Raw genomic sequence first — 21,001 nt, 5'->3', positions numbered from 1 at the left:
GGAGAATGTTATGACACAGCAGGAACGATTGCTTTATCTAATTGAATACTTAAAAAATGAGAGTATAGAATGGAATGGTCTGGAAATTCCAGAAAATGAAACAGAACAAAAAAGATTATTACGTTCCCTTATGAATATACGTTCACCAAAGGCGATATCAGAGAAATTTTTAAACATACAAGATGAATATTTGAAGGAAAAACAGAAACACAAAAAAATTGTTTCCCTTGCAGAACTTTCTCCTGTCAGAGAGGGGATTTATTTATGGCAGCGGGAATAGAGCTTCGGTTAGAATGTTCTCGCATTATGACAGCACAGAAATTTGCAGAACCCACAGGAAGGGCAAAAATTACAAAAGCGTATAATCTTCCTTGTCGTTATGTACTTCATACAGTAGGACCGATTATTCAGGACGGAGTAACAAAAAGGGATTGTGATTTGTTGGCAGACTGTTATCGTTCCTGCCTGGCACTTGCCGCGGATTACGGATTGAAAAGTGTGGCTTTTTGTTGCATATCCACAGGAGAATTTCATTTCCCCAATGAAAAAGCAGCGGAGATAGCTGTTGATACGGTAACAAATTATAAACGGCAAAATCAAAGTGGATTGGAAGTGGTTTTCAATGTTTGGAAAGATACAGACTATGAAATATACAGACAGCTATTGTTCTCAGATGAAACAACTTGAAGAAAAAATTAATACAGCAGATGCTATTTTGATTGGGGCAGGAGCCGGAATGTCTGCCTCAGCCGGGTATACCTATTCTGGAGAACGCTTTGAACATAATTTTTCTGATTTTATTAAGAAATATGGTTTTAAGGATATGTACACAGCAGGGTTTTATCCCTATGAAACTTTAGAGGAGCATTGGGCATATTGGAGCAGATATATTTATATCAATCGGTATGTACAAAAATCCAACAAACTGTACAAAAACTTGCTAGAGCTTGTAAAAAATAGAGATTATTTTGTGTTGACAACAAACGTAGACCATTGCTTTCAAAATACAGGTTTTGATAAGCAACGCCTTTTTTATACACAAGGAGATTATGGTCTGTGGCAATGCTCTAGACCATGCCATTTGAAAACGTATGACAATGAAGCTGCTGTCAAGAGAATGGTTGAAGAACAAAAAAACATGCGTATTCCATCTGAACTTATTCCATATTGTCCTGTCTGCGGTGCGCCTATGACCATGAATTTGAGGATAGACCAAACTTTTGTTGAAGATAACGGCTGGCACAAGGCAGCCAGCAGGTATCAAGATTTTTTACGGCAGCATAAGGGACAGTCTATTCTCTATCTGGAATTGGGTGTAGGAGGGAATACTCCGGGCATTATTAAATATCCGTTCTGGAAAATGACTTATCAAAATCCAAAAGCTGTTTATGTCTGCATCAATTTGTCGGAAGCATATATACCGACAGAAATTAAAAAACAATCCATCAATATTGTAGGAGATATAAAGGAAGTTTTGTCCTATTTCACAAGGGAAAAACATGTGTGCTGATATTTTCAGGAGGTATAAAGACATTAAAAAAGTTATTGACATATACTAATAAAAGTGTAATAATAAATATATGCCAATAATAAAAGAGAGGAAAGCCTATGCCAAGACCAAATAAACCAAAACGAGTAAAGAGAAAGCCTGTCTGTGAAAGCTTTTTTCCAAAAGGGAAAGCAGAGCAGTGCCATGAAATTGAAATGTCAGTAGAGGAATACGAAACCCTTCGTCTGCTGGATTATGAAGGAATGACTCAGGCAGAGTGTGCAAAGGAGATGGGTATTGCCAGAGCAACGGTGCAGAGTCTTTATACAGAAGCAAGAAAAAAAACAGCCAGATTTCTGGTGGAAGCAGCCGGACTGCGTATTCGTGGAGGGAATTTTGTAATAGAAGAAGAGATGGAAGGAAAGGGCAGAGGCAAGAAAGGAGTTTATACTATGAAGATTGCAGTTACTTACGAAAATGGAGAAGTTTTTCAGCATTTTGGTCATACAGAACAGTTTAAAATTTACCATGTAGAAGATGGAAAGATTGTTTCCTCAGAAGTGGTAAATACAAATGGCAGTGGACATGGCGCATTAGCAGGATTTTTAAAAGAATTAGGAGCAGAGGTTTTAATCTGTGGAGGCATTGGCGGAGGTGCAAGAAATGCATTGGCAGAAGCCGGAATTCGTCTGTTTCCGGGAGCATGCGGAAACGCAGATATTCAGGTGGAAGCATATCTGGGAGGAACTTTAAATTATAATCCGGATACGATGTGTAATCATCACCACCATGAAGGTGAATGTGGGGAACACAAAGGAGAAGATCACCACTGCGGCGGACATTGTGGCAAATAAAAATATTATGGAAGGTGCATAGCAGAGGGTTGCCGTGCATCTTCCTTTTTTAGAACTTTTTAGAACAAAGGGAAAATGTTCTTGACAATAAGTTGTAAGTCTATTAAAATTAATATTTGTAGGATTGCTGGAATAGCTCAGTTGGTAGAGCACTTCACTCGTAATGAAGGGGTCGTGGGTTCGAGTCCCATTTTCAGCTCTTATAAAGGGAAAGAGGCTGTCGCATTAAGCAGAAATGCAACAGTCTTTTTTTTGTAAGAGATATAAGGAAGGAAAAAGAAAGATGGGGAAATTATATTTTCGCTACGGAGCTATGGGAAGCAGTAAGACTGCCAATTTATTAATGGTTCATTATAATTATTTGGAAAGAGGAAAACGCCCTGTTATTTTGAAACCCCGCATTGATGTAAGAGATGGAATTAATATTGTAAAATCAAGGATAGGTTTACAGGCAGAGTGTATTTTAGTCGAGGATTTTCATATAGAAAAGGACCAGTATGATGCAATTTTAGTTGATGAGGTAAATTTTTTATCGGCAGAGCAGATTGATTGGCTGGCAGAAATTTGTGATGCGTATAACATACCGGTGCTGTGTTATGGACTGAAAACAGATTTTCAGGGGAAACTGTTTGAAGGTGCAAAACGATTATTTGAGTTAGCTGATGTGATTGAGGAAATTCCCACTATTTGCTGGTGCGGAAAAAAAGCGCATTTTAATGCCAGAGTTGTGGATGGGAAAATTGTACGAGATGGAGAACAAATTGCTTTGGGAGCCAATGATTTGTATGTTCCACTTTGTCGGAAACACTTTATGCGTGGTGAAATTAAAGAATATTGTGATATTCATCAGCATGATTAAAATAAATTTTTTAATAGGACAATCGAAATATGTTTAGAAAAAGGGGCCGTCGCATTAAGTGTATATCCCGAATATTTATACATTTTACGCTCAGTCTGCGCTCACTTTGAGCTTGTAATCTCAAAGCGTGCTTGGCAAATTCGCTAAAAGTGTATAAATATTTGTGGATAATGTTTAAAGCAACAGCCTCTTTAAAAATTTTAAATTTTTTAAAAAATTCAGGGATATTTTTCTGTTAGGAAACGTCTAATCTATGTAAAAGAAATTACCGATGAGGAAAGGAGGGCGCATGAGATTGAGAAAAGAGAAGTTGGGAGAATTAATCATAAACTCTGAGCGTCAAATGTATTGTACGGCCAAAACAATATTAAATGATGATCAAGACTGTGCAGATGCCATTCAGGAGACAATAGTGAAAGCGTTTCAGAAAATTGATACATTGAAAAAAGAGAAATATGCGAAAACATGGCTTATTCGGATTTTAATAAATGAATGTTATAACATTATCCGAAAAGAAAGTAAATGTGTTTCTCTTGAAAATGCAGAAGAATTAGCATATACGCAAGTGGGAGAATGGTCGGACTATGGAGAGTTGTATTCGGCGGTGAGGTCGTTAAATGAAGAGCTTAGAATGCCTGTTATTTTGTACTACGGAGAAGATTTCAGCATCAGGGAAATTGCACAAATTTTGGAGATAACAGAGGGAGCAGTTCAAAAACGATTAGCCAGAGCCCGTGCAAAATTAAAAGTGCGGCTTGAACAGACGGAGGTATTGGTATGAAATTAGATGATATAAAAAAAGATATTCCTGAAACGCCAGAGTTTATCCATCAAATAGTTTTGGATGAGGTGGAGAAACAAGTTGCAAAAAATGAGATTGTAGTAGATTTATCAGAAAAAAGGAAGAAAAAGCAATGGAAAAGCATTCATGCGGCAGCAGTCGCAGCTGCCTGTATTATAGGAGGCTCAACCATTATTTATGCAGGTTCAAAATTATACGGTATGCTTATAGAAAAACAGGGAAAATATAGTGTAAAAACGAAAATTGAGAAAGAGACAATTCCTGAAGAAGAAGGATTACCTGAAGAAATGAAGGAGGTTACCATTGAAACAGGATACATTCCGGAAGGAATGGAACGGAGAGACGAAGCACATCTTTCTTACAAGGACACGCCTATGTTAGGTGGATTTGCTTTTGATACAGTTCTTTTGGATAGTAATGACTTTGGAAAAGCTTTGACAGATGTAAATGTTGTGGAAAGTGAAAAAGGCACCTGGGGAGGACATGAGGGCATATATTTACAGTATCAGGATTTGGAACAGGACGGAAGTTTTAATCAACGTATGTATTTGTTATATCCGGAAGAATACCGTGTATTGATTATGTATATCGGAGATGATGTATTAAAAGAAGAAGCTGTTAAAGTAGCAGAAAACATTTCCCTTGTTGAGACAGAACATGTAGCGAAAACAAAAGACATGTATACATGGAGTGAATTTATTTCACCGGAAACAGACACAAGTGAGGTTGAAATTACTACAGAAGTCTTCAAAAACGAATTAAAAGTCTTTGACGTAGGAGAAACTTTTCAAATGGAATGTTCAGGAGAAAATGAAGCAGGGGAATATATTTCCTCAGACAATATTTCTGTAAAGGTTCATTCTGTTCAGACAGCAGATGATTTAAGCCTTTTAGATGAAAAACTTGTGCAACAAGAATGGAAGGACGCTGTGGGAAGTGATGGAAAATTGGTGGATAATACACTTTCTTACATAAAAAAAGGAGATGGCGTAGAAACACTGGATGAGGTGGTAAAGACAGAAACAGTGAAACAGAAACTTGTATATGTAACTGTGACTTATCAGAATAACAGCGATTCTACAATAAATCACATGATGTATAATGGAAACATTATGTTATTACAGGATAAAGATGAAAAATATTCTATCTATAATCCTTGCAGTAATTCAGAAAAAGCGTGTGATTATGTGGAAGGAAACAGTGTTGCCCGCGCAACGGAGATGCGGTATGGAAGCGTAAGAGAAGATTACGGAGGAAGCAATTATATACCATCTTTACAGCCGGGAGAGAGCATAGAAGTATCCATGGCATGGATTGTAAATGAAAATGATTTGGATAAGATGTATTTGAATTTGTCTACTTATGGTGGAAATGTGGAATTTACAGAAGGGGCACTGAAAACAGGAGTGGTTGATATTCGTCAATAAATGCAATAGAAAACAGGGGGCTGTCGTAATCTTTCAAGCGGCAGCTCCTTTTTGGCGCATAGGCATAGTAATTCATAATTGGAAAAGGAATTGAGGAACAGGGCTTTTGATGATATAATCGTATTCTAGAGAGATATTGAAAAATTCGGAAAGTTATGGGGATAGAAGGATGCAAACATATACATATATTTCAGAGGGAAAATTTGGATTTGTTGAAAAAGAAAAACCGGTTATCATGCATGAGAGAGATGCGATTGTCAAAGTAACACTTGCAAGTATTTGTTCCAGTGATATTCATATTAAACATGGAAGTGTTCCTCGTGCTGTACCTGGTATTACTGTCGGACATGAAATGGTAGGTATTGTAGAGTCAGTTGGCGCTAAAGTGACGCATGTAAAACCGGGAGATCGAGTAACGGTAAATGTGGAGACGTTCTGTGGGGAATGTTTCTTCTGTAAGAAAGGCTTTGTAAATAATTGCACAGACCAAAATGGAGGCTGGGCGCTTGGCTGTCGTATTGATGGGGGACAGGCAGAATACGTCCGTGTACCGTTTGCAGATCAGGGATTAAATAAAATTCCAGACCTGGTTACAGATAGACAGGCTTTACTGGCAGGCGATGTGCTGGCTACCGGATTTTGGGCTGCAAAAATTTCAGAAATTACAGAAGAGGATACGGTTTTAATTATCGGAGCAGGTCCTACAGGCATCTGCACATTACTGTGTGTTATGCTGAAAAAGCCAAAACGAATTATTGTATGTGAAAAAGATGAAAATCGAGTACGTTTTATCAAGGAGCATTATCCAGATGTATGGACGGCTGCACCGAATGTCTGCGAAGAATTTGTCCGCAATCACAGCGAGCATGGCGGCGCTGATGTGGTGATTGAAGCAGCAGGAGCAGACTCTACTTTCCGCCTTGCATGGGAATGTGCCAGACCGAATGCAATTGTTACAGTTGTTGCCCTGTATGATCAGGCACAGACATTACCTCTGCCTGATATGTATGGAAAAAATCTTACTTTTAAAACCGGTGGTGTAGATGGTTGTGACTGTGAAGAAATTTTGCGTTTGATTGCAGAAGGTAAGCTGAATACAGAACCGCTTATTACTCATACATATCCGCTTGAAAAAATCGAGGAAGCTTATGAAGTATTCGAAAATAAGAGAGATGGCGTGATGAAAGTGGCAGTGGAATGTGAGAAAAGATATGTTTCATCAATTTGAGAACTTGCAAATAAGCATAATTTACAGCAAACGTAAAACTATTTCCATAGAATTACGCATGGACGAACTAATTGTACGCGCTCCTAAAGGAATGAGCTGCCGTGAAATAAATGTATTTCTTCATGAAAAACAAAGCTGGATTGAAAAACATTTGGCGAAACTTCAGGAACGAAAAAGGGTGTTAGAACAGCTTTCGCCATTTACGGTGGCTGAAATACGAGAACTGGCTGACAGGGCATTGATCATTATTCCTGAAAAAGTTAAAAAGTATGCTCCTATTGTGGGTGTTAGTTATGGAAGAATTACTATCCGTAATCAGCGCTCACGATGGGGCAGTTGTTCCAGCAAAGGAAATTTGAATTTTAATTGCCTCTTGATGTTATTTCCGGATGATGTAATTGATTATGTAGTAGTTCATGAACTTTGCCATAGAAAACACATGAACCATTCTGCAGATTTTTATGCAGAAGTAGAACGCGTTTTTCCGGAATACCGCAGATGTCAGAAGTGGCTGAAAGAGAATGGAGCTTTATATATTAGCCGACTTCCATAGGGCAGTATTAGGGGATTTGGTGAAAGTTAAGACTACAAGAAGTAAAGTGAATACTTTTTCGAATGTTGGGAGGGCAAGAAATAGCTATCCAGATGGTTATTTTTTAGATTTGACTTTTCATAATGCCCCTTGTTTATATCTTGTGGAAGTAGAATTACATAATCATGATGTGTATGGTCACATTGGAGAGCAGATACTTCGGTTTGGTATTTCTTCTGAAACAGATAAGTATAAGATGAAAAAGACGCTTCTTTCTGAAATTGAGAAAGATGGTAAAAAGCAACAAAAATTGCAGGAGTTTTTTGAAAAATCAAGATATAGCAACATGAACGAGCTAATGGATAAAGTTATTTACGAAAATAAACCAGCCGCAATTATTGTAATTGATGAGGCAACAGATGAATTGTTCCATGTTATGGCACAACTGACTATGAGCACAGAGGTTATAGAAGTACAAACTTATGTATCCGGAAATAAAAAATTGCATCGTTTTTCGCCATTTAAAGGTGAAATTATGACAGATTTACCATCTGATATTGATGCAGATGAACTAGATACCATTGTCGCTCCGGCAAGAGAAGATGGTTTTCGTGAAGAATTTATGAAAAATAATTGTTGGTTTGCTATCAGGATTTCTGGGGCTATGTTGGATAAAATTAAATATATAGCAGCATATCAAGTAGCTCCTGTTTCAGCAATTACATATTTGGCAGAAGTCGAGAAAATTGAAAAGTATAAAGATACGAACAAATATATTGTACATTTTAGAGAGGGGACTTTAAGAAGGATTAATAAAATTTCATTAGGAAAGAAAAAAGGACTGGCTCCTCAGGCACCGAGATATTCATCATATAAGACTATTATGAAGGCAGATACGTTGGATGATTTGTGGGAGTAAGAAATAATTTAATTATTATTTTATATAACAGGAGGAAATACTGTGAAAGAAAGTAGAGGACAGCCAACAAATGGCGTACTTTAATAAGCTGTCTTATGGCAGCCTTTGAAAAATTATTATTTTGAAAAGCTAGGAAGCTAATTGTGATTCGGAAAGAATTCCTTCTCTGATGAGCAGTTTCTTAGCCTGTTTGATAGCCTTTTCCTTTTGCTTTTCTTTCAAAGGTTCAGGTATATCAATCTTGTATAAATCGGTCGGATTCCACGCTTCACCAGTGGACAGCATCTGATAGATAGCAGTGAGAATCATCCGGGCGATGGCAATAATGGCTCGTTTTTTACCACGGCGCTTCATAATACGTTCATATTTCTGTTTATAGTAAGGAGACTTGTCGGATTTCACGGCTGCATGAGCGACTTGCACCAATGCAGGTTTGAGGTAGACACCGGCACGTGTTATCCTGACAGATTTCTTCTTACCAGCAGATTCATTGTTGCCGGGAGTCAGTCCTGCCCAACAACAGAGGCGTTTGGAATTAGAAAACGGAGTCATATCGGTACCAATCTCGGAGATAACAGTAATTGCACTGTTACGGTCAACACCCGGAATGGTACACAGTAACTGGACAGCATTTTCATAAGGGGCAATCAAAGAATCAAGCATAGTGTCTATATCATTGATTGTAGATGTGATATAATCCAGATGTGCGCGGACGAGGCGCATACGGTATTTTTGGGAATCGGTCATCTGATACCCTTCGATGGATTCAATGACACTGCCAGACTTTTTCTTTAGGGAACGGAGAAGTCTGGAAGCTATTTCTTCGTGGTTGATGGAATTGTCGGATCGTTCAATCAGGTAGTCAATAACAGATGTAGCTGATTTCCCAAAGATATCGGAAACAACCGAATCTAATGCGACATTACAGACAGTAAGCGCATTCTGATATCTGTTCTTTTCGCTGGTACGGCAGGAAGTCAACTTGTAACGATATCTTGTGAATTCACGCAAGATACGGATTGGTTTACAAGGGATATAGCTCCCAGGAACCAGACCTAATCGAAACAAATCCCCAATCCATTTGGAATCTTTTGTATCATCCTTGTTACCTTTGACTGCTTTTACCCATTTGGGGTTGGCAATAGTGACGTTGATATCGTCTTCCAAGAGATTGAATACAGGAACCCAGTATTTACCGGTAGATTCCATACAGACATCCCGACATTGGTTTTCAATCAGCCAATTTTTGAATTGCAGGATCGAATTGTTGAAGGTGGAGAAACGTTTCTTTTGGTAAGAAGGTTCTACTCCGGAAATGGTTTTAATGATTGTGGCAACGAGAAAAGATTTGTGAACATCGACGCCACAGCAGGTTTGATAAACAACTTTCATGGTCAAAACTCCTTTCAAAGTGAGATAAAGAAGCCATTGACTGCTCCACCACACATTTAACAGAGAAGTTAAAACAATTCTTACTGTACGGTCTAAAAGAGCCACTTATTTGTGCTTGAAAGATGGAACTCACACTGATTATTATGCTGTCTAAAACCGAAGAAAGTCTTTACGACTCACCTCCCCGTGCTTTGTAGTATAACTTCTTTAACAATTATTTTATCAGTAACGTGGGGGATTAAAAGACTTTCATTACTATTTGTGCCGCCGACTTGGCGGCGGAATGGAGATTATTATGAATTTTCAATTTGCACACTATAATTACAATGTAAAGGATTTAGAAAAATCTATTCAGTTTTATGAAAAGGCGCTAGGATTAAAGGAAGTAAGACGTAAAGAAGCTCAAGATGGAAGCTTTATTCTTGTTTATCTGGGGGATGGGAAAACTGGATTTCAACTAGAATTGACCTGGCTGCGCGATTGGGAGAAAGATCATTATGATTTAGGGGATAATGAAATACACCTGGCATTTACTACGGACAACATGGAAGAAGCTCATAGAAAACACGAAGAAATGCAATGTATCTGTTATGAAAATCCGAAAATGGGAATTTATTTTATCAGTGATCCAGATGGTTATTGGATTGAAATTGTGTCCAGAAAAGAGTGAATTATTTAAAGTTTTATGATGCTCAAAGCCATAAGCATTGGTAGGAAGACTACTGGGAGTATGGCTTCATTGCTTAAAATCGATATGGACAGAACTTACTTTACGACGGTTGAATCAGGAAAAAGGAATATCTTTTTGTAAAATATTGAGAAAATTGCAAATGGATTAGGTGTAACGATTTCAGAACTATTTGAAGGTATAGGAGGAGACTGCAGTGACTAATACAGAAATGCAAATTAATAATATTGTTTATGAGGAATTTTCAAAGTTAATCAAAACTATCGAAGGCGATTTCAAAACTAATTTTATTAAGAAGAGATATAATTTTTTACTTAGTCAGCTTGATGAAACAATAACAGCCAATATGGTATTTGTAAGCAGTTTTGAATCAAAGAGTGGATTTGCTATTGAGACATGTGCAAAGAGAATTGCTCGATTGAAATTTGGAGAAGAAAATGTGCCTACAATTGTTAATCCGAGAAATATAAAACATAATATCAACCCTAACACAATTAGTGGACAGATAATTGTTACGGACATTGATACAGATAATGGAGATCTTAGAGGAAATATTTCTACATTTAGAGCGACAAATGTGGCATCTGGTAAGGGAAGTTCGAGAGTAGAAAGTGGGGTTACTCAGAGCAGCATTAAATCGTTACTTCCAATGGCTCAGAGATATAAAGTTGCAGGATATCACATAAAACCTGTTGATTTGGCTTTTTTTGATGGAAAAGACTGGGTTGTACTCGAACTTAAAGCTGGTGGAGATTTAGATAGTTCAAATGCTCCTGCAAATGTTGAAAAGCTTCTTACAATTTATGCTGGGTTGAACGTGCCTAATTCAAAGGCATATTTTGCGACACTATATAATAAAAACGGAGAAGGGAATACATGGACGGGAGCAGTTAAGAAACATATGGCCTTCCCTGAGATGTTCCTTATTGGAAAGAAATTCTGGAATATAATTCTTCCAGACGGAATTACATATGAGCGCTTCACAGAGCTATATAAAATGGCATTAGAGGAACTTGACCTTAATTCAAGAATAAAAGAAATGATAAGAAGGACTGTTAAATAATATGTCGAACACTTTTGATGAATGTTTGTCAAAGTTTATTAAGAATGAATTGTGCGAGATGAAAAAAACAATTCTTGAAAACTTTGATGAAAATATGAATAATAGAAAACATAATTTATTTTGCGCTTTCGATAATAAAAAAATCATTATGTATATGATGTTGGGAAGAAGCTTTGATTCTCAACTTGGAACACGATTGCAGCATATAGCATTGTATTTAGCAAGAAAAAAATATGGTGCTGAATATGCGCCTAATTTAATGGTTCTTTCATATGATGATGCGAGAGAAGGATTAGTTGTAAAGACAGTATCGGACCCAATGGGAAGAGGAGACCAACAGAAGATAAAGTGGGCATCCTCGATTGAAAAAGCAGATGAGATTATTGAAAATGGTAGAAAACGTTATAAAAAGCAACAACCGGGCATGTTTAAAGAGTATTTTTTTGAGATGAGTAAAGAGAAATCCGAGGAAGTTCATAAAAGAATTAAACCTAAGAAGGGAACTTCTTTAGATAGAATAGCAGATTTATTATTTATATTTGGTGCTGATAAGAAATCTATAAGTTGTTATGAACTCAAAGCAGGAGGAAATTTAGATACAAAGAATACGGATGCAAATAAAAGAGAAGTTGAAGAGTTTTATGATTTGTTTGATTTCTATACGTTTAGAGAGTCTTTTTTTGCTACGTGTTATAACAATATGGGAGAAGGGAATGAGCCTCAGGGAGATATTTTTAGAAAAATTGCAAGGGATAAGCAATTACGTGGTTCGGAGTTTTGGAAAAAGATTTTACCGGAGGAATATAAATTTTCAGATTTTGTAAAATTGTATAAGAAAGCTTTTGATGACTCTGAAATCGAGAAAGATATTGAAAAGAAAATAGAAGAGGCATTAACGCGTTGATGAATTTAGTTAATATTGATTGTTTAGAGTACATAAAGACTTTGCCTGATCAATCAATTGATTTGATATTGACAGACCCTCCGTATAATATAGCTCAGTATTCCACTGGTAATATACCATTGCCGGGGAGAAGCGCTGTTAATAATGATTTGGGAGAATGGGATTTAAAAGAAATAAATCCATTTGACTTTGTTGATGATTTTAAGCGTATTTTGAAACCAGACGGTAATATTTTTATTTTTACCAGTTATAATTTGATAGGAAAATGGCATGAAGCATTTGATCCGGAATTTGATACTTTTCAATATTTTATATGGCACAAAACGAATCCTATGCCTAAAATATTTAAGAATGGTTTTTTGAATAGTTGTGAAATGATTGTGTGTTTATGGAATAAAAAGCATAAATGGAATTTCTCAAAACAAAATGAAATGCATAATTATTTTGAATGTCCGATATGTATGGGAAAGGAACGATTAAAGAATCCAAAACATCCTTCTCAAAAGCCTTTAAAGTTGTTAAGACATTTGATGACAATAGGAAGTAATGAGGGAGACACAGTATTTGATCCGTTTATGGGAGTTGGCTCCACAGGTGTTGCTGCAAAAGAGCTTAATCGTAATTTTATTGGATGTGAAATTGATCCTATATTTTTCGAAGCCGCAGAAAAAAGAATAAGAGAAACAGAAATTAAGTAAAATCCCAAAAGAGAACTATAGGTTCTCTTTTGGAATATCGTAATTTGTTATTAAAAGATGCTGTGTTGTGCGGTCATTTCTATTCATGAAACTAACCATATATTTTTTGTCAAAACTCCGTATTTGAAAATTATCTTTGTATAAATTATAGATAAATTCTGTATTTTTGATTACTAATAAAAAATTTGCCGGTGTTCGCTTGAGAAACTCACATAATCTTATTTGATCTTTTGCGTCAAAGTGATTTTGAGCGTATGTTGAAAAATTACTGTCGTATGGTGGGTCTAAAAATATAAAGTCATTTTGAGTTAAATGCAGTCCATTGAGGAAAGTCTCAAAATCATTACAACAGATGTCAGCATTTTTTAACTTTTGATATACGCTATCTGAGAGAAGATAATCAATTTTTTTCTGTAAATCCTTTTTATTGTAAGAAATACCTCCGTAAGGGACGTTGAATTCCCCTTTTTTATTATACCGAAACATGGAAGAGTAGCAGTATTCTCTGATAAAGAAAAAAACAGCTGCTTGTCTTCCAGGGCTTAACTCACTAGGGTGATTTTGAAGATATCGAATAAACATATAGTAAGCAGATTTTAGAGAAGCTTCTATGTTATCAAGTCTGTCTTTATTAGGAAGTTCGCCGTTTTTTGTTTCAAGTGTTTGTGAACGTTTGATTTTGCTGTTTAGATTTTTTTTCAATTCTTGGAGAAATATAGCATTATAGTTATCTGCCAATTGAGAGAAAAAAGGAATATGTTTATGTATGAAATCATTAACAGATATTTGTGAGTGATATAAATCCAAAACATCTTTTGGGTGATTTTCTACAAATGTTCCTAGTGCAGTAAATTCTTTAGCCTGTAATTCAAGGTAATGAATGAAATCAGGATTTTTTTTTGTTATACACTGATAAAAATTAATTAATTCTGCTGATCTGTCGTTGACACAACAAACAGGAGATTTAACATTAAAAAAAACAGCTCCACCGCCTAAAAAAGGTTCAATATATCTTTTGAATTCTATAGGCATACAGCTTTGAATAATTTGAAGTTCTTTTTCTTTTCCACCTGGCCATTTTAGTATTGTCTTCATAATAACCATCCTTCTTAAATTCAATCCTTCTTATAATAGCACAAGTAGTACTTAGAAAACAATAGCTATTATTTCTTGAGTTTCCGCAAACTGTAATTCAAAAAGGAATATGTCTGCCTAAAGAGCAATCTGCCGACTTTTTGAAAAATTCAGAATGGCAGTTTTGCGATTAGGGGCACTTAAATAAGCCCCGCCGGAACCGGACTTTGGAAGACGTATTTTTCCTGTCTGTTTAAACTACCAGCTTAAGACAAAGCTGACGGTATGCAGGCCGTTTCGGTCGGAACCATAGCCGAATGCCTTCTTTTGCATAAGCCAGTATGCCGGAAACACCTTTTGCCAGCCGATAATAGCAGAAAGATATTTTTACTTTTATTGGAGCTGCTTTTTTTATAATGGCAGCCTTAAGGGCATTCGTTTCCGGCTTCATGGAAAGATGTGCCAGAAATGCCATACATAAAGTGATATAAAAATTTAAGGCATTGATTGCTTTGAGCTTCCGTACCCGGAAGTTTTCAAATTGGAACATCTGCTTTTTGCAGCGGAAATATTCTTCAATGCGCCATCTGGAAAAATAAAGCTTTGCCACCTTTATCACATCATTTTTCGATTTAATCTCTTTATTGGTTGCAAGCATCATAGGGTGCTCCGTAACGCCATAAACAAGGACTAAATAAATATTTTTTCTGGATGCAGTGATCTGTACTTTTACATGGGAAAGATAAGCCTCGTGCTCTTTCCCTTTGTAGAAAAGAGGAAGCTTTACTTTGCCTTTTCTCCGGTTGCGCAGTTCGGTGGCAAATACCCATTTATTATGATATAAAAGCTTCCGCTTTGCAGTCAGACGGATGACATATTCCTGGTCCATGGAGTCCAGCTTGAGGAACATCTTGTTATCGTCATAGCCCCGGTCCATGACAAAGGTTGCTTTATCAAAGCGTGCAGCTGCACGCTCCATGGCAGAAAAAGTAATAGCATTGATGGATGTAAAGCTTTTTTCCTTTGAAGAATGTATTTCTGAAAAAAGACTGACCGGATGATTGCTGTTGGTCAGTACAGTGGCTTCTGTGACATGATACCCTTTTTTATAAACATTTTTTGCAGCGGTACTCTCAGAACCATCACGTACCCGTCCAAGAGACTCAAATTTATAACCATCCGGTTTTACAACATCACTGTCATCGATATGAATGACAGGGTGAGCCGGACACCATTTTTTTATGTTGTCCAGGTAAGCATCTAAAGCGTCTTTTGGTGTGCCTTTTGATAAATGTCTGGAAAGGCGGTCGACGCTATTAATCTTTTTGGAATGCTCATGTAACTGGTCAACAATGTCTGTAAGCAGACAACTGTTGGAAGCAAGCATACCATAATTCATGTCAGCCATAAACTTTCGTTCCGGTTTGGGAAGCTTTTTGGAAAATTTATTGGAAAAAGTTAAAATTTCCCGTTTCATTTGGTAGGTTTTTGATGTAAAATTAGCCATAAGGGATCCTTTCTCTTTTTGTTTAGTAAAGTTATCGTTTGGTCACTTTAATTTTACACCAAAAAGAGATAGAATTCCTTATATTTTGGGCATTTTTGAAAAGTTGTGTATAAACAGCAAGACTGGTTGGGTGTTCTGTGGACAGAACTGCGGAAACTCAAGCTATTATTTTTAAGCTTCCACAAACTGTAATTCAAAAAGGAATATGTCTGCCCAAAGTGCCAATCTGCTGACTTTTTGAAAAATTTAAAATGGTTGTTTTGTGATTAGGGCACTTTAATAAGTTTCGCCGGAACCCGGCTGTTTCTTTATTGGTAAGATAAAAGTATGATATTGGTAAACGCAAAATAGCGAGTACCTGTTCAAAATCATCCGATGTGAGATAATAGACTCATCACTACAAAGTCTAAATAGTTTAGTACTCAACTTTTTAGACTTTATCACAGGAGGTGAGTCATGAAATCTCACACAAGTTTAGTTGCACAGCAAACCCGCCTGAATGAATGGGCTGATTTGATCCGAGACTGTCAAAACCGTCCACAGGGAATGAAAATCGATGAATGGTGTCAGCTGCACGACATTACAAAAGCGAGTTACTACTGGAGACTCCGGAAAGTCCGTGAGGCTTACTTAGAAACTGCGGAGCATACACAAGCCTTTGTAGAAGTTCCTTCCTCTGCACTCCATCCGGTAAATACGACCTCAGAGCATAAAATCGCTGCCATAATCAGAAGTGGAAGCAACCTCACGTTGGAAATCACCGACCAGGCTTCTGCCTCCTTTCTAAGTACACTTTTGGGAGTGATCAGAAATGCTCAATGATGGTACCGGATTCAAAAAAGTGTATCTGGCAACTGGATTTACGGATCTGCGCAGAGGAATTGACGGCTTGGCAAGAATCATACGTTTTCAGTTCCAGCTCGATCCTTATGATAAGAATACATTATTCTTATTTTGCGGTAAGCGTACGGACCGGATAAAAGGACTCATCTGGGAAGGTGATGGATTTCTCCTTCTGTATAAGCGGATTGAAAATGGGAACTTCCGATGGCCTCGTACACAGGAGGAAGCGCTGGAGATCAGCACAGACCAGTATCGAATGTTGATGCAGGGTCTGGAAATCGTTGCCAGACATCCCATAGAAGAAGTTCCTGATCCTGGATTCTCCTTATGATTTGTGCAAAACATAGAAAATAAAATCACTTTCATCCACACCGGGTTACCCAGTGCAATATAAAATTGAAAGTTATTCACATCCTGAAAGTTTTCTGTGAGTTTCTATGATACTCTGGATTCCAAAACTTTTCAGATTGTGGATAACAGTCATAAATATCTGAAATTCTGGCTTTTATCTTCAGGTATTCATGACTGTTATCCACCGTCAAAGTAACGAAGGTAACAGAATGCAAAAATAGCCAAAAACTGTTGATTCTGCTATAATACCACTTAGGAAAGTGAGGTTTGGTTATGGCAGTCAATTATACGGAGGAACAATTAAATAACGTTGATAAGTCGTTTCTTATCCAGCTTCTTTTACAACAGCAGGAACAGTTGAATGCTTTAACAAAGGAGCTTCACGCATCGAATGAAAAAATGCAGCTTCTGATGGAACAGGTGATCCTTGGTAAGCAGAACCGTTTTGGCAGGTCTTCTGAAAAAATGGAAGATACCAGTCAGATCTGTTTTCGAGAAGTAAACGGAACGATTGTCTTTTTCAATGAAGCAGAAGCAGTCTGTGATCTTAATGCGGCAGAGCCTGAGGATCTGGAACTGAAGTCTCCAAAGCAGCCGAAGCGTAAGGGAAAGAAAGAAGCAGATCTTTCCGGGCTTCCGGTCAGACGGATCGACCATTATCTGTCCGCGGAGGAATTGGAAGCGGAATTCGGTGTCAGGGGTTGGAAACAGTTACCGGATGCCATTTCCAGAAAATATCATTTCGTACCTGCGAAGGTAGAAGTAGAAGAACATCACATCGGTGTGTATGCCAGCAAAACAGATGAACACATGGTGAAAGCAGACCATCCAAAGACGTTACTGCATGGGAGTCTGGTATCACCATCTCTGGGTGCTGCGATCATCAATGGAAAATATGTGAACGCAGTTCCTCTCTATCGATTGGAGCAGGAATTCCAGCGTTATGGCCTGCAGATCACAAGGCAGAACATGGCAAACTGGTGCATACGTTTGGCAGAGGAATATCTATCAATCCTTTATGATTATCTTCATAAAGAATTGTATTTCTACCACGTCATCCAGGCAGATGAAACGCCGGTGCTTGTAAACCATGACGGGCGCAAAGCCGGAAGCAAAAGCTGGATGTGGGTATACCGTTCCGGACATTTGTATCAAAAACGGCAGATTGTCCTGTATGAATACCAGCAGACGAGAAATGCATCCCATCCACGGGAATTCCTAAAAGGGTACGACGGCATCTGTGTAACAGACGGTTACCAGGTCTACCATACTTTAGAAAAAGAGTTGGAAGAACTGACCATTGCCGGATGCTGGGTGCACTGTCGCCGCAGATTTGATGAAGCCTTAAAGCTGATTTCGAAATCCTATCAAAAGGAATCCAATGCATTTCTTTTGATGAAACAGATTCAGGCAATCTATCGGGAAGAAGGGAAGCTGAAGGACCTTTCTTCTGATGAACGGCTTAAGCAACGGCAGGCGGTTATCAAACCACTTGTGGATGCGTTTTTTGCGTACCTAAAAACTATAAATGTGTCCAAGAAGGATAAATTTGGTGATGCTGTTGGCTATGCACTGAATCAGGAAAAATATCTCCGGGTATTTCTTACAGATGGAGATGTTCCGATCGATAATAATGCATCCGAAAGGGCAATCCGTGGTTTCTGTATCGGAAAGAAGAACTGGCAGATGATCGATACGATCCATGGAGCCAAATCTTCCGCAATCATTTACAGTATTGTAGAAACTGCAAAAGCCAATAATCTGAAACCTTTTGATTATGTGCAGCATCTCTTGGAAGAGATGCCGAAACACATGGATGACAGGGATTGTTCCTTTTTGGAAAATCTTTTGCCATGGTCAGAAAAACTTCCGGCAGGAATCCGCAAAGCTTAAATATTGGTGGCTGCAAAGCAGCCGCCTAAAAATGTCAAGGTACTCGCTATTTTGCGTTTACTGATATTGTGTAAAAAATTGCATTTATTGCCGATATTATGGTATATTTATAGAAATAGATTTATGACTGAAAAAGTATTTTGAGAATGCAAATGATCGATAATTTATATGAAGAGTGTTGATTATGTAAATGTCAATATATCCAGTGTGATTTTAAAAAATGATATTTTACAAGTGCTTTTTGATAAATAGGTGAAAGATGGAAATAATTAAACAAATAGAACAATTAAAAAAAGGATTATCTACAGCTTTTATAGACCAAAATATTTCATCAAACTTGGCCTATAAGCCACAGTTTGTATCGAACAACTATAAAGAAGGACGAAAGGTTATCTCCTCTATCGAAGATGAGCTTTTGGCATGTGAAGAATTTGCTATTAGTGTGGCGTTTATCACGCTGGGTGGAATTACACCGCTTCTCCAGACTTTTAGAGAATTGGAGCAGCGTGGCATTCCTGGAAAAATTCTTACAACAGATTATCTAACCTTTAGTGATCCAAAGGCACTGCGTATTCTTGCGAATTTTAAGAATATTGAACTGAAAATGTTTGTAACTGAGAATGCGAAAGAGGGTTTCCATACGAAAGGATATATCTTTAAAAAAGAGGAAATGTATCGTATTATTGTTGGAAGCTCTAATATGACTCTTAGTGCACTTACAACAAATCGGGAATGGAATACGAAGATTATTTCTAAAAAGCAGGGAGAATATACACAAAATGTAGTTAAAGAATTTGATCAGTTATGGAATGCGCAACAGTCATTGGCATTCGAGCAGTTCATTGAAGTTTATACGAATGTTTATACAAAAAATAAGATTATTCAGAGACAAAAAGAAATTGCAAAGCAAGCCGAAGTTTTGTCATTGGAAGTATATCGTCTGCAACCAAATTCTATGCAGGTTTGTTTTATAAATAATCTTCGAAAGATTTATGAAACTGGCGAGGATAAAGCTTTGTTGATTTCTGCAACGGGAACTGGTAAAACTTATGCGTCTGCATTTGCAGCAAGAGAACTTGAATTTAAGAAAGTGTTATTCTTGGTTCATCGTAATCAGATTGCAAAGCAAGCTTTAAAAGCTTATCGAAAAGTATTTGATGGCAAAGTTTCTATGGGGATGGTTACTGGTAAGTATCAAGACTATAATGCTGATTTTGTGTTTGCAACAGTCCAGATATTAAGTAAAAAGGAGACTTTGAGTAGATATAAAAAAGAACATTGGGATTTGATTATTATAGATGAAGCTCATCATAGTTCTGCGGATAGCTACAAAAAAGTTATGGATTATTTCAAACCGAAGTTATGGCTGGGTATGACAGCAACGCCGGACAAGCGTGATGATAATCTGGAAGGCAGAAATATTTATGAGATTTTTAATCACCAGATTGCGTATGAGATTCGTTTGCAAAATGCGATGGAAGAGGACTTGCTGTGTCCGTTTCATTACTTTGGAATTACTGATCTGGAAGTTATTGCTGATGCTGGAAAATCGTCTGAAGAGAAGGTTGAGAATTTCAGATATTTGACATCTGATGAACGTGTTTTAAATGTGATGAAACAGGCGGAATTTTTTGGATATAGTGGAGAAAGAGTAAAAGGCCTGATTTTTTGCAGTCGTATTGATGAGGCAAGAGAGTTGTCAGCTAAGTTTAATAAAAAAGGATGGAGAACCATCGTATTAAGTGGTAACGATTCAGAAACTGTGAGAGTAGCTGCTATTGAACGACTTGCTGGTGATGAATCAGAAGATGCTTTGGATTACATTATTTCTGTAGATATATTCTCAGAAGGTGTCGATGTACCGGAAATTAAGAATGTGGGGAATCTAACTGTTTCAAAATCTTTAATTAGTCCAATGTTAGGTGGTGGATCAACATTGAATGGAGGAGAGGATGAGAAGCAGCACTATTCTGAAATAGAGGACATATATTGGAAAATAGAGGAATTAAATGAATATCGTGAATTCTTAGGAATTATAGATAGTTACAAGATTGTAGAATTGGTATTGGCAAATGAGGGAACAACCTTTGATGAAGATATTGATGTGAAACTTCATTTAGGGAAAGGGAATATCGTAAAAAAGGAAGAACTACCGATACAGGGTATCTTGACGATTGGCGATTTCATAGAAATGCAATTTACCGAATCGGTGTTTAAAATTAGAGAAACAGAGAATATAATTGGTTATGCAGGATATCCAATGATGCCACCAAGAATTAATTACAAGATAAACACGCCTTTTAGCCAGCCATCTGCTAAAGAAGAATATGAGGAGAGCAAGCAAAAATACAAAGATAGTATAAATCAGATTTTTTGTTACGAGATATATGAAAAAGAAGACGAGGATGTTTTAGTTGTTCATTTGGGATATTTGAAGCATAATACTAAAATGGCTTTTCCATCTGTATTAGTGTTTAA

Annotated in this window: 20 protein-coding genes, 1 tRNA gene and 1 pseudogene; 19 read left to right on the top strand and 3 right to left on the bottom strand. The window is 37.2% G+C overall.

All coding sequences use genetic code 11. The features are described 5' to 3' along the window. Window positions 1-10: 10 nt before the first annotated feature. The 11 genes from BQ7352_RS15105 to BQ7352_RS14300 all read left to right on the top strand — a co-directional run bounded on the left by BQ7352_RS15105 (window position 11) and on the right by BQ7352_RS14300 (window position 8,110). The gene (locus tag BQ7352_RS15105; protein ID WP_330390469.1) at window positions 11-280 is read left to right on the top strand and encodes a macro domain-containing protein; all 270 of its coding nucleotides are present in this window, start codon (window positions 11-13) and stop codon (window positions 278-280) included. Further along, the gene (locus BQ7352_RS15100; RefSeq protein ID WP_330390468.1) at window positions 265-687 is read left to right on the top strand and encodes a macro domain-containing protein; all 423 of its coding nucleotides are present in this window, start codon (window positions 265-267) and stop codon (window positions 685-687) included. The genes BQ7352_RS15105 and BQ7352_RS15100 overlap by 16 nt, the downstream gene beginning before the upstream one ends. Beyond that, the gene (locus BQ7352_RS12555; RefSeq protein WP_072449530.1) at window positions 623-1,510 is read left to right on the top strand and encodes an SIR2 family NAD-dependent protein deacylase; all 888 of its coding nucleotides are present in this window, start codon (window positions 623-625) and stop codon (window positions 1,508-1,510) included. The genes BQ7352_RS15100 and BQ7352_RS12555 overlap by 65 nt, the downstream gene beginning before the upstream one ends. Before the next feature lie 98 nt (window positions 1,511-1,608). Continuing rightward, a complete protein-coding gene (locus BQ7352_RS12550; protein WP_072449529.1) occupies window positions 1,609-2,343 on the top strand; it encodes a DUF134 domain-containing protein in 735 nt (244 codons plus the stop codon). A 126-nt stretch (window positions 2,344-2,469) separates the two neighbouring features. Next, window positions 2,470-2,542: transfer RNA gene (locus BQ7352_RS12545), tRNA-Thr, on the top strand. An 84-nt stretch (window positions 2,543-2,626) separates the two neighbouring features. Next, the gene (locus tag BQ7352_RS12540) at window positions 2,627-3,202 is read left to right on the top strand and encodes a thymidine kinase (protein ID WP_072449862.1); all 576 of its coding nucleotides are present in this window, start codon (window positions 2,627-2,629) and stop codon (window positions 3,200-3,202) included. Window positions 3,203-3,491: 289 nt separating this feature from the next. Further along, complete coding sequence (locus BQ7352_RS12535) at window positions 3,492-3,983, top strand: sigma-70 family RNA polymerase sigma factor (protein WP_330390467.1); 492 nt, start codon at window positions 3,492-3,494, stop codon at window positions 3,981-3,983. Continuing rightward, entirely contained in the window at window positions 3,980-5,431 is a 1,452-nt protein-coding gene (locus tag BQ7352_RS14930) for a hypothetical protein (protein ID WP_242948584.1), read from the top strand. The genes BQ7352_RS12535 and BQ7352_RS14930 overlap by 4 nt, the downstream gene beginning before the upstream one ends. Before the next feature lie 169 nt (window positions 5,432-5,600). Further along, on the top strand, window positions 5,601-6,659 hold the full coding sequence (locus BQ7352_RS12525) for an alcohol dehydrogenase (RefSeq protein ID WP_072449528.1): 1,059 nt from the start codon (window positions 5,601-5,603) through the stop codon (window positions 6,657-6,659). Next, window positions 6,643-7,212 (top strand): M48 family metallopeptidase, encoded by a 570-nt coding sequence (locus BQ7352_RS12520; protein WP_072449527.1) that lies wholly within the window; start codon window positions 6,643-6,645, stop codon window positions 7,210-7,212. The genes BQ7352_RS12525 and BQ7352_RS12520 overlap by 17 nt, the downstream gene beginning before the upstream one ends. Before the next feature lie 19 nt (window positions 7,213-7,231). Continuing rightward, complete coding sequence (locus tag BQ7352_RS14300) at window positions 7,232-8,110, top strand: hypothetical protein (RefSeq protein WP_143143399.1); 879 nt, start codon at window positions 7,232-7,234, stop codon at window positions 8,108-8,110. A 129-nt stretch (window positions 8,111-8,239) separates the two neighbouring features. On the opposite strand, the gene BQ7352_RS12510 is transcribed toward BQ7352_RS14300, so the two are convergent. After that, window positions 8,240-9,502, bottom strand: a complete 1,263-nt coding sequence (locus BQ7352_RS12510; protein WP_072449526.1) for an IS110 family RNA-guided transposase — start codon at window positions 9,500-9,502, stop codon at window positions 8,240-8,242. A 295-nt stretch (window positions 9,503-9,797) separates the two neighbouring features. Here BQ7352_RS12510 and BQ7352_RS12505 point away from each other — a divergent pair, with 295 nt between their 5' ends. The 4 genes from BQ7352_RS12505 (at window position 9,798) to BQ7352_RS12490 (ending at window position 12,855) form a co-directional block, all read left to right on the top strand. After that, the gene (locus BQ7352_RS12505; RefSeq protein ID WP_072449525.1) at window positions 9,798-10,172 is read left to right on the top strand and encodes a VOC family protein; all 375 of its coding nucleotides are present in this window, start codon (window positions 9,798-9,800) and stop codon (window positions 10,170-10,172) included. A gap of 214 nt (window positions 10,173-10,386) precedes the next feature. Continuing rightward, entirely contained in the window at window positions 10,387-11,253 is an 867-nt protein-coding gene (locus BQ7352_RS12500; RefSeq protein ID WP_242948583.1) for a TdeIII family type II restriction endonuclease, read from the top strand. A gap of 58 nt (window positions 11,254-11,311) precedes the next feature. Continuing rightward, on the top strand, window positions 11,312-12,157 hold the full coding sequence (locus tag BQ7352_RS12495; protein WP_143143398.1) for a hypothetical protein: 846 nt from the start codon (window positions 11,312-11,314) through the stop codon (window positions 12,155-12,157). Further along, window positions 12,157-12,855 carry a DNA-methyltransferase gene (locus BQ7352_RS12490; RefSeq protein WP_072449523.1) on the top strand — a complete coding sequence of 233 codons (699 nt, stop codon included), beginning with the start codon at window positions 12,157-12,159 and terminating at the stop codon, window positions 12,853-12,855. The genes BQ7352_RS12495 and BQ7352_RS12490 overlap by 1 nt, the downstream gene beginning before the upstream one ends. Window positions 12,856-12,870: 15 nt before the next feature. Here BQ7352_RS12490 and BQ7352_RS12485 read toward each other — a convergent pair whose 3' ends face one another. Continuing rightward, complete coding sequence (locus tag BQ7352_RS12485; RefSeq protein ID WP_072449522.1) at window positions 12,871-13,950, bottom strand: DNA adenine methylase; 1,080 nt, start codon at window positions 13,948-13,950, stop codon at window positions 12,871-12,873. A gap of 232 nt (window positions 13,951-14,182) precedes the next feature. Further along, complete coding sequence (locus BQ7352_RS12480; protein WP_200791384.1) at window positions 14,183-15,436, bottom strand: transposase; 1,254 nt, start codon at window positions 15,434-15,436, stop codon at window positions 14,183-14,185. A gap of 456 nt (window positions 15,437-15,892) precedes the next feature. Here BQ7352_RS12480 and BQ7352_RS12475 point away from each other — a divergent pair, with 456 nt between their 5' ends. The 4 genes and pseudogenes from BQ7352_RS12475 to BQ7352_RS12460 all read left to right on the top strand — a co-directional run. Next, entirely contained in the window at window positions 15,893-16,258 is a 366-nt protein-coding gene (locus BQ7352_RS12475) for a hypothetical protein (RefSeq protein WP_072447635.1), read from the top strand. After that, window positions 16,248-16,610 carry an IS66 family insertion sequence element accessory protein TnpB gene (gene tnpB / locus BQ7352_RS12470; RefSeq protein WP_072447633.1) on the top strand — a complete coding sequence of 121 codons (363 nt, stop codon included), beginning with the start codon at window positions 16,248-16,250 and terminating at the stop codon, window positions 16,608-16,610. Before BQ7352_RS12475 ends, tnpB begins: the two co-directional genes overlap by 11 nt. A 293-nt stretch (window positions 16,611-16,903) precedes the next feature. Then, the gene (gene tnpC / locus BQ7352_RS12465; protein WP_072449521.1) at window positions 16,904-18,523 is read left to right on the top strand and encodes an IS66 family transposase; all 1,620 of its coding nucleotides are present in this window, start codon (window positions 16,904-16,906) and stop codon (window positions 18,521-18,523) included. Between the two features lie 259 nt (window positions 18,524-18,782). Then, window positions 18,783-20,432, top strand: a pseudogene (locus tag BQ7352_RS12460) (DEAD/DEAH box helicase family protein); the annotation flags it as partial. Window positions 20,433-21,001 lie beyond the last annotated feature (569 nt).

Source organism: Blautia sp. Marseille-P3201T, from assembly GCF_900120295.1.
Classification (GTDB): Bacteria; Bacillota; Clostridia; order Lachnospirales; family Lachnospiraceae; genus Blautia.
Note: the sequence above shows the minus strand (reverse complement) of the source record. Positions and strands in the feature narration are given on the sequence as shown.

Coding starts and splice junctions, on each gene's coding strand:
- BQ7352_RS14930 (WP_242948584.1), top strand. CDS start 3,980: ATGAAATTAGATGATATAAAAAAAGATATTCCTGAAACGCCAGAGTTT.
- BQ7352_RS12540 (WP_072449862.1), top strand. CDS start 2,627: ATGGGGAAATTATATTTTCGCTACGGAGCTATGGGAAGCAGTAAGACT.
- BQ7352_RS12555 (WP_072449530.1), top strand. CDS start 623: ATGTTTGGAAAGATACAGACTATGAAATATACAGACAGCTATTGTTCT.
- BQ7352_RS12485 (WP_072449522.1), bottom strand. CDS start 13,950: ATGAAGACAATACTAAAATGGCCAGGTGGAAAAGAAAAAGAACTTCAA.
- BQ7352_RS12495 (WP_143143398.1), top strand. CDS start 11,312: ATGAAAAAAACAATTCTTGAAAACTTTGATGAAAATATGAATAATAGA.
- BQ7352_RS12505 (WP_072449525.1), top strand. CDS start 9,798: ATGAATTTTCAATTTGCACACTATAATTACAATGTAAAGGATTTAGAA.
- BQ7352_RS12535 (WP_330390467.1), top strand. CDS start 3,492: ATGAGATTGAGAAAAGAGAAGTTGGGAGAATTAATCATAAACTCTGAG.
- BQ7352_RS12550 (WP_072449529.1), top strand. CDS start 1,609: ATGCCAAGACCAAATAAACCAAAACGAGTAAAGAGAAAGCCTGTCTGT.
- BQ7352_RS15105 (WP_330390469.1), top strand. CDS start 11: ATGACACAGCAGGAACGATTGCTTTATCTAATTGAATACTTAAAAAAT.
- BQ7352_RS12475 (WP_072447635.1), top strand. CDS start 15,893: ATGAAATCTCACACAAGTTTAGTTGCACAGCAAACCCGCCTGAATGAA.
- tnpC (WP_072449521.1), top strand. CDS start 16,904: ATGGCAGTCAATTATACGGAGGAACAATTAAATAACGTTGATAAGTCG.
- BQ7352_RS15100 (WP_330390468.1), top strand. CDS start 265: ATGGCAGCGGGAATAGAGCTTCGGTTAGAATGTTCTCGCATTATGACA.
- BQ7352_RS12525 (WP_072449528.1), top strand. CDS start 5,601: ATGCAAACATATACATATATTTCAGAGGGAAAATTTGGATTTGTTGAA.
- BQ7352_RS12480 (WP_200791384.1), bottom strand. CDS start 15,436: ATGGCTAATTTTACATCAAAAACCTACCAAATGAAACGGGAAATTTTA.
- tnpB (WP_072447633.1), top strand. CDS start 16,248: ATGCTCAATGATGGTACCGGATTCAAAAAAGTGTATCTGGCAACTGGA.
- BQ7352_RS12520 (WP_072449527.1), top strand. CDS start 6,643: ATGTTTCATCAATTTGAGAACTTGCAAATAAGCATAATTTACAGCAAA.
- BQ7352_RS12510 (WP_072449526.1), bottom strand. CDS start 9,502: ATGAAAGTTGTTTATCAAACCTGCTGTGGCGTCGATGTTCACAAATCT.
- BQ7352_RS12490 (WP_072449523.1), top strand. CDS start 12,157: ATGAATTTAGTTAATATTGATTGTTTAGAGTACATAAAGACTTTGCCT.